At 72.4% G+C, this 6551-nt stretch carries 10 protein-coding genes; 7 read left to right on the top strand and 3 right to left on the bottom strand.

The window, feature by feature from the left end:
- Positions 1 to 171: 171 nt before the first annotated feature.
- Together ACFY3J_RS24445 and ACFY3J_RS24440 are read left to right on the top strand one after the other, a co-directional pair.
- Positions 172 to 378 carry a hypothetical protein gene (locus ACFY3J_RS24445; protein ID WP_384177922.1) on the top strand — a complete coding sequence of 69 codons (207 nt, stop codon included), beginning with the start codon at positions 172 to 174 and terminating at the stop codon, positions 376 to 378.
- 65 nt (positions 379 to 443) lie between these two features.
- Complete coding sequence (locus tag ACFY3J_RS24440) at positions 444 to 587, top strand: hypothetical protein (RefSeq protein WP_172633272.1); 144 nt, start codon at positions 444 to 446, stop codon at positions 585 to 587.
- A gap of 72 nt (positions 588 to 659) precedes the next feature.
- Here the strand turns inward: ACFY3J_RS24440 and ACFY3J_RS24435 are convergent, their stop codons facing one another.
- Both ACFY3J_RS24435 and ACFY3J_RS24430 read right to left on the bottom strand, forming a co-directional pair.
- The gene (locus ACFY3J_RS24435; RefSeq protein WP_225077308.1) at positions 660 to 815 is read right to left on the bottom strand and encodes a DUF6131 family protein; all 156 of its coding nucleotides are present in this window, start codon (positions 813 to 815) and stop codon (positions 660 to 662) included.
- A 77-nt stretch (positions 816 to 892) separates the two neighbouring features.
- Positions 893 to 1516 carry an acetate uptake transporter gene (locus ACFY3J_RS24430; protein WP_384177926.1) on the bottom strand — a complete coding sequence of 208 codons (624 nt, stop codon included), beginning with the start codon at positions 1514 to 1516 and terminating at the stop codon, positions 893 to 895.
- Between the two features lie 282 nt (positions 1517 to 1798).
- Between ACFY3J_RS24430 and ACFY3J_RS24425 the strand changes: the two genes are divergently transcribed.
- The 3 genes from ACFY3J_RS24425 to ACFY3J_RS24415 all read left to right on the top strand — a co-directional run bounded on the left by ACFY3J_RS24425 (position 1799) and on the right by ACFY3J_RS24415 (position 4769).
- Positions 1799 to 2461, top strand: coding sequence for a zinc ribbon domain-containing protein (locus ACFY3J_RS24425; RefSeq protein WP_384177929.1), 663 nt, complete (start codon positions 1799 to 1801; stop codon positions 2459 to 2461).
- Between the two features lie 201 nt (positions 2462 to 2662).
- Positions 2663 to 3643, top strand: coding sequence for an ion transporter (locus ACFY3J_RS24420; protein ID WP_384177932.1), 981 nt, complete (start codon positions 2663 to 2665; stop codon positions 3641 to 3643).
- Between the two features lie 226 nt (positions 3644 to 3869).
- Positions 3870 to 4769 carry a serine hydrolase gene (locus tag ACFY3J_RS24415; RefSeq protein WP_384177935.1) on the top strand — a complete coding sequence of 300 codons (900 nt, stop codon included), beginning with the start codon at positions 3870 to 3872 and terminating at the stop codon, positions 4767 to 4769.
- A gap of 187 nt (positions 4770 to 4956) precedes the next feature.
- Here ACFY3J_RS24415 and ACFY3J_RS24410 read toward each other — a convergent pair whose 3' ends face one another.
- Positions 4957 to 5175, bottom strand: a complete 219-nt coding sequence (locus tag ACFY3J_RS24410; protein ID WP_141367217.1) for a hypothetical protein — start codon at positions 5173 to 5175, stop codon at positions 4957 to 4959.
- Positions 5176 to 5373: 198 nt separating this feature from the next.
- Between ACFY3J_RS24410 and ACFY3J_RS24405 the strand changes: the two genes are divergently transcribed.
- Positions 5374 to 5910 (top strand): DUF2269 domain-containing protein, encoded by a 537-nt coding sequence (locus tag ACFY3J_RS24405; RefSeq protein WP_390841743.1) that lies wholly within the window; start codon positions 5374 to 5376, stop codon positions 5908 to 5910.
- 93 nt (positions 5911 to 6003) lie between these two features.
- Positions 6004 to 6399 (top strand): hypothetical protein, encoded by a 396-nt coding sequence (locus ACFY3J_RS24400; protein WP_390841742.1) that lies wholly within the window; start codon positions 6004 to 6006, stop codon positions 6397 to 6399.
- Positions 6400 to 6551: the final 152 nt, after the last annotated feature.

The raw sequence follows: 6551 nt of genomic DNA, 5'->3' as shown, positions 1-6551 counted from the left end.
AGCTTCGACCCCTGCCTCCCCTGCGGCGTCCACATGTACCTCGGCAACGGCAAAACCCTCACCACCACCCACACCCCCACCTACGGAGCCGAACACGGCTGAACCGTTCGCGACCCGTGAGCCGGGCCGGCGACCGGGGGGAGAGACATCGGGGGAGACGAGGAGCAGACCATGGGCACGATCAGAGTCGGCAGGCGTGACGTGAAGCCCGACACCCCCGGGCACGTCACCGGACTGCACCAGGGCAACTTCGGCCCGTACGAGCGGCAGACGGGGCACCACAAGGACGGCACCTCCGATGCCCGGCGGTCCACGGGCATCCACTGGAAGAAGCACGACGCGATCATGAAGGCCATGCCGAACATCTCGCCCGGATGACGGGCCGCGTCAGGGGCGGGAACGGGGCTGGACAGAAGGACAGAAGGACAGAAGGGAGGAACGGGATGACAGCGAAACAGCTGCTGGCGGTGGAGGCCGCCCTGGTGGGCGGGCTGGTGCTCGCCGTGCTGGTCAAGGAGATGCCGGGGCTCCTGCGCGAGATCAGGATCTGGCGGATGTCCGGCCGCGGTTCCGGCCACGCCCGCTGAACGCCGGTCACCTCGGCAGACACTGACCGGAGCGGCGGCCCGCGGGCCGCCGCTCCGGTCGTCGCGGGTCGGTCACCAGTAGTGACGGTGACCGGCGACCGCGTGGCCCATCGATCCGAGGAGCCACAGGACCGCGCCGATCACGGCGAGGATGATGCCGATGGTCCACAGGATCGAGATGCCGGTGACGAAGCCGACGACGAGAAGAATGACGCCGAGGATGAGCATGACCGCCTCCGTGGGAAAGTGCTTCACTTCTCCGGATACCCCGATACCGCGGTGTAGTGCCCGCGGCCCGATACGGCTCAGCGGTGCCAGGTGGGCAGCAGTGTCCGCCGGTGCGTGGCGTTGATCACCGCGGCCGCCGAGGCGTACCAGGCGACCAGTCCCGACGCGATGCCGAACCAGCCGCCGATCCGGGTGACGACGTGCGGTGCCGGACCGCCCTGGAACTCGCCGATCGCCAGCAGGACGAAGGTGATGGCCAGCAGCACCAGCACCGCGAGGACGGCGAGACTGGTGCGCAGCGCGGCCACCGCCATGTACGCGCTGAAGATGCCCCAGGCGAGCAGGAACAGCCCCAGCGCGTTGTGCGCGTCGCCGACGGCCGCCACCCGCGGCACCAGCCACCAGTACGTCAACCAGAACGCGCCGAGGGAACCGAACATGGTCGCGCCGAAGGTGTTGCCGCGGCGGAACTCGAAGAGCCCCGCGACGAACTGCGCCAGGCCGCCGTAGAACACGGCGAGCCCGAGCACCGGGAAGACCGCGCCGGGTTCCTTGAGCAGGTCGGTGTTGATGAGGGACAGCAGGATGGTGGTCATCGCGAACCCCGCCAGGCCCAGCGGGGCCGGATCCGCGTAGGCGACCGGCGTCGGGTCGGCCGGGCGGGCCTGTGCGCGGACGGAGTCGCTGGTGTCGTCAGTCATGACCGGAATCCCTTCGACCTGAGGCCGGCAGAACCGGCCAGAGCCCGACGAGCGCAGGCACAGCACATCCACGGGGCCGAACCCGCGGGCAGCGCCGGCGCTGCCCGGGTCTTCAGCTGTATCTGTTCACCACACGCGTACCCCTTTGCTCCAGGACCAGTCGCCGGACAGCGGGTGCCGGGGCGCCCGCGCGCCTGGCAGAATTCCGGAAACCCGCACGACGAGGACGGGCGTCGCGTGGGCGGAACACCGTCACAAGGTCGGCCCTGGGGGGAACGCGCCATGAGTACCGAGATCTACTTCAACAACAATCACCGCGACCTGTGCCAGCAGCACGGAACCGGCGCCGGATTCCAGTTCGAGTTCTACTGCTCCCGCTGCTCGGACACCTGGCGCTCTCCGTTCGAGCCCTTCCGGGCGGGCCAGATGGCGGGCTGGCTGTCACGGGGGGCGAACGCGGCCTGGTCGGTCATCGGCGGTGGCGCCGCCCGGGGTGTCTCCGACGCGGCCGACGGGCTGGCCGGAGCGAACTACGGAACCCAGCGGGACGCGGCGTTCACCCGTGCCATCGCCAACGCGCAGGGCCACTTCGACCGCTGCCCCCGCTGTACGGCCTACGTCTGCGGCCGCTGCTGGAACGCGGGCCTCGGACTCTGCCTCACCTGCTCCCCGGACACCGCGGCGGAGGCCCAGGCGGCCCAGCAGCGGGGCCTGAACGACATGGTGGCCCAGCGCGCCTACGACGCCGGGCAGCACCGCGGCCAGGACTACGACGTCACCACGCCGCGCCAGTTGGTCTGCCCGCAGTGCCGCGCCGAGACCAGGGGAGCGACCTTCTGCCCCGCCTGCGGACACCGCCTCGCCCAGACGGACAGCTGCTCCTCCTGCCACCAGGACCTGCCGGACGGCGCGGCGTTCTGCCCGTCCTGCGGCACCCGAAGGTGACCACCGGACCGCGGCTCCGGGACTGAGCACACACGGTGACCGCGTACCGCACGCACGACGTGCGGTACGCGGTCCGCGAACGTGTCGCCGTCCACGGTGCCGCGGACGTCCGTGTTGGAGGATGATCATCACTCAACCAGCCCGTCCTTCCAGCCCGGTCGGCCGGGACTGCCACCGCATGTGAAGGGGCAAGGGCAGCAGATGCCGGAGCAGCACGATCAGAACGCCGACATCGCATCGCGGTCCTTGCGCGGAGAACTGGCACAACGCTGCCGGACCGTCACCGAGGCCCGCTGGTTCGCCCTCGGCGTCTTCGCGGTGATCCTCCTCAACGCCGCCCTGCTGGGCGTGGAGACGTACTCCGGTCTGGCGGCGCAGTGGCACCACTGGTTACGGCAGGCCGAACACGTCTGCCTGGCCGCCTTCACGGTGGAGATCCTCGTCCGCCTGCTGGCCTACGCCGACCGCCCGCGGGGGTTCTGGAAGGACCCGTGGAACTCCTTCGACCTGGTCGTCGTCCTGTGCGCCTTCGTGCCCGTCGTACGGGAGAACGCCACGGTGCTGCGGCTGCTGCGGCTGGCGCGCGTGCTGCGCACCGCCCGCTTCCTGCCGCAGGTGCGCATCGTGCTGGTGGCGGTGGTCCGCAGCCTGCCCGGCACCATGAGCTTCCTCCTGGTCGGTGCCCTGCTGCTGTACGTGTACGCCATGGTCGGCTGGGTCTTCTTCGGCAGCCACGACCCCGAGCACTACGGCTCCATAGGCCGCGCCGTGCTGACCCTCTTCCTGCTGATGACCCTGGACGGCATCGGCGACGCGGTCCACAGCGGCCTGGAGGTGTCGCGCTGGAGCCTGGTCTACTACGCCTCCTACGTCCTGCTGGCCTCCTTCGTCCTGGTCAACGTCCTCATCGGCGTGGTCATCACGTCCCTGGAGGAGGCCCGGGAGATGGAGAGGGACGAGCCCGCCGAAGCGGCGGACGCCGGTAACCCCCCGGACGTCCAGCACCACCTCGCAGCCCGGATCGCGGCGGCCCGCAGGGCCCTCGACGAACTCGAACGAGACCTCGGGCAGGCGGCGCCGCCACGGGCCAGGCAGGCGGCACTCGTGGTCCCGACGGTCGTGGCGCGCCCGGCGTCCGGCCCGGCCCGGGCCCGGCGGAGGACGTCCCGGCGGCGCCGGTGAGACGGCCGCGCGGCTTGCTGTGACCGGTCGGTGACGGGGGGCTGGGGGCGGGGGTGGCTGACGGGGGTGGGTATCGGCGTGGGCCTTCTCACAATTCGGGTCGAAACGGGTTCGCAGTGACGGTGGCCACTTCGCCTGGCGCACATTTTGTCTATCTTCGCCTGCAGTTTCCCCCGTTTGTCGACCCCTTGCGGAGGCCTGCCCGACGATGTCCCATCCGCGTTCCATGCCGCATTCGAAGACCCCGGCGACCACGGCGACCACGGCAAGGCGCCGGGGCAGCCGCGTCGGCGCCTGCGCCGGTGCCCTCCTGGTCTCGGTGACGACCCTGTTCTCCCTCGGCGCGCTGCACGCGGCACCCGCGGTCGCCGCGCCCGCCCCGGCGGAGCAGGCCCACGCGGCGGCGGCCGCCCCGGCGGCGCCGCAGCCGCAGAGCAAGGCGCGGGTGACGGCGGCGGTGCTCAGCCTCGACGGCGCGAGCCGGAAGCCGCTGCTGTACGGCGAGGACGCCCCGTACGACACCGCCAGCATCATCAAGGTCGACATTCTCGCGGCGCTGCTGCTTCAGGCCCAGGACGCGGGCCGGCATCTCACCGCCCACGAACGCGCCCTGGCCGAGCCGATGATCCGCAAGAGCGACAACGCGGCGGCGAACGCCCTGTGGCGCGAGATCGGCATGGCGCCGGGTCTTGAGGCGGCCAACAAGCGGCTGGGGCTGACCTCGACCAAGGGCGGTCCCGGCGCCAAGTGGGGGCTGACGCGGACGACGGCCTCCGACCAGGTCCGCCTGCTGCAGGCGGTGTTCGACAGCGCCGGGGCGTCGAAGAACGGCTCCCCGCTGAACAAGGAGTCCCGGACCTACATCCGGACGCTGATGAGCCAGGTCGCGAGCGACCAGGCATGGGGCGTCTCGGCGGCCTCCGATGCCCAGTACGCCTTGAAGAACGGCTGGCTCCAGCGCACCACCTCCGAGCTCTGGGACGTCAACAGCGTCGGCCGGATCACGGCGCACGGACACCGCTACCTCGTCGCCGTGCTGTCCGACGGCAGCGCGTCGATGAGCGACGGCGTCTCCCTGGTGGAGCGGGCGGCCCGGCAGGCCGTGTCCGCGGCCGCCGGGACCTGACGGTCACCGGGACCCGGGACCGCACGGGTCCCGGGTCCCGGGAGAACCGCGGGCCGAACGGCGCACCCGTACGACGGGGGGAGTACGGCGTCGGTCGCCGCGTACTCCCGCGGCACGGACCCGGAGTGCGCACGAGCGTGCCCTGGCGGCCGGAGGCGGAGGCCGGCCGCCGGGTCCGAGCCCTCGTTCAGTGTTCGAGCAGCTTCCTGGCCACGCGTGCCGCCGCTTCGCACTCGGCCGCGGGTGGCGACAGCTCGCTCAGGGTGTCGAGGTCGGTGTCCTGCTGGAGCTCCGTCTCCCAGGCGGCGGCGAGGCTCTCCTGTTCCTCGCGTGACAGGCCCTGGACGTGCTCCCGGTGGTGCGGGTCGAGGGCGGCCAGGAATCGCTCGACGGTATCGATGGGCATGTCGCTCTCCTTGATCAGGGGGTGCCGGCCCGGTGGGGTCGCTGTCTCCAGCGTGAGCGGCGGACGAGCCGCACGGTGGGCGCCGTGGCCCACGCGCACCCGGACGGGGGAGGCCCGGTCGCGTACGCCGAGGCCGGTACACGGGGTTACTCCCCTCGTCGGACGCCGGCCGCGCCACCGTCCGGCACCGTGTGGCGGGTGAGAACAAGCCGCCCCGCACGCCGTGCCTTCCTCGTGGTCCATGTGGTCGCCTCCGCCGCTTGGCTCGGCCTCTCCCTCGGACTGCTCGCCCTCGGGACCGCCGCTGTCACCACGCAGTCCGCGGTGACCGTGGAGACCTCGGTCCGCGCGATGAAACTCTTCGCCGACTGGCTCCTGCTCCCCGTCGCCTTCCTCACCCTGTTCAGCGGTCTGGTGCTGTCCCTGGGTACCCCGTGGGGGCTGGCACGGCACCGGTGGGTCTACACGAAGTTCTGGCTGACCCTGGCCACGACCACCGCCACGCTCCTCGTGCTGCGCCCCGGGCTGGACTCGACGGTTCGGGACGTCGCCGCGGGCGAGCCGCTGCCCAGCTCCCGCGGAGTCCTGATGGGCCCGATCGTCTCCCTGACCGCATACGTCTTCATGACGGTGATCTCCGTGCTCAAACCCTGGGGCCTGACCCGCCGCGGCCGACGGCACCGCGCGTCCCAGCGCGCGGCCCAGACCGCTCGCCGCCTGACCGAACCGGTCTGACGCGGTTGCGGACCGGGCTCGGCGAGATCACGTCTGCGCACCTGGCGCACCGGGCCGTTGACCGCAGAGCCGGGGCCCGCCACGATGCCCGCCATGCCCTACATGCCGACCGCCGTCAGGGCCGTCCGCGTCATCCGCTTCCTCGTGGTCCCGGTCAGCGGCACCGTGGCCCTGCGGTTCGCGGTGGCGGGTGCCACGGTCAGGAGCGGTGCCTTCGGCGAGCTGATCATGGGCCTGCTGTTCCTCAAGGCCCTTCCCTTCGCCGCGCTGGCCGTGCTGTCGCTCGTCGTCGCGCTGAAGACCGCGAAGGGCGGCAACGGCGTCCGCGTCGGCGCGGTCGTCGCCGGCTGGCTGATGATCGGCACCGCGGTCGTCGGCGCCCTGACGCACCACAGGGCGTGGAGCGCCGGGGCCGTGCTGGGCGCCGTCCTGCTGTTCCTGGCCACGGGGCCCGACACGAGGGACTGGTTCGACACCCCGCGCCTGTGACGTTCCGCGCGGGCCCGGCGGCCGTGCCGGGACCGCGCCGCCGGCGGGGGGGGGGGGGGGGGGCCCCCCGCCCCCCCCCCCCCCCCCCCCCCCCCCGCGGCCCCCCCCCCCGCCCCCCCCCCCCCCCCCGCCCCCCCCCCCCCCCCCCCCCC

It is taken from the genome of Streptomyces sp. NPDC001231 (assembly GCF_042896885.1).
Lineage (GTDB): Bacteria > Actinomycetota > Actinomycetes > Streptomycetales > Streptomycetaceae > Streptomyces.
Note: the sequence above shows the minus strand (reverse complement) of the source record. Positions and strands in the feature narration are given on the sequence as shown.

What these genes read in the sequence shown, in the direction of transcription:
- ACFY3J_RS24440 (WP_172633272.1), top strand. Translation starts at nt 444, where the DNA reads ATGACAGCGAAACAGCTGCTGGCGGTGGAGGCCGCCCTGGTGGGCGGG.
- ACFY3J_RS24400 (WP_390841742.1), top strand. Translation starts at nt 6,004, where the DNA reads ATGCCCTACATGCCGACCGCCGTCAGGGCCGTCCGCGTCATCCGCTTC.
- ACFY3J_RS24430 (WP_384177926.1), bottom strand. Translation starts at nt 1,516, where the DNA reads ATGACTGACGACACCAGCGACTCCGTCCGCGCACAGGCCCGCCCGGCC.
- ACFY3J_RS24425 (WP_384177929.1), top strand. Translation starts at nt 1,799, where the DNA reads ATGAGTACCGAGATCTACTTCAACAACAATCACCGCGACCTGTGCCAG.
- ACFY3J_RS24445 (WP_384177922.1), top strand. Translation starts at nt 172, where the DNA reads ATGGGCACGATCAGAGTCGGCAGGCGTGACGTGAAGCCCGACACCCCC.
- ACFY3J_RS24410 (WP_141367217.1), bottom strand. Translation starts at nt 5,175, where the DNA reads ATGCCCATCGATACCGTCGAGCGATTCCTGGCCGCCCTCGACCCGCAC.
- ACFY3J_RS24435 (WP_225077308.1), bottom strand. Translation starts at nt 815, where the DNA reads ATGCTCATCCTCGGCGTCATTCTTCTCGTCGTCGGCTTCGTCACCGGC.
- ACFY3J_RS24420 (WP_384177932.1), top strand. Translation starts at nt 2,663, where the DNA reads ATGCCGGAGCAGCACGATCAGAACGCCGACATCGCATCGCGGTCCTTG.
- ACFY3J_RS24415 (WP_384177935.1), top strand. Translation starts at nt 3,870, where the DNA reads ATGCCGCATTCGAAGACCCCGGCGACCACGGCGACCACGGCAAGGCGC.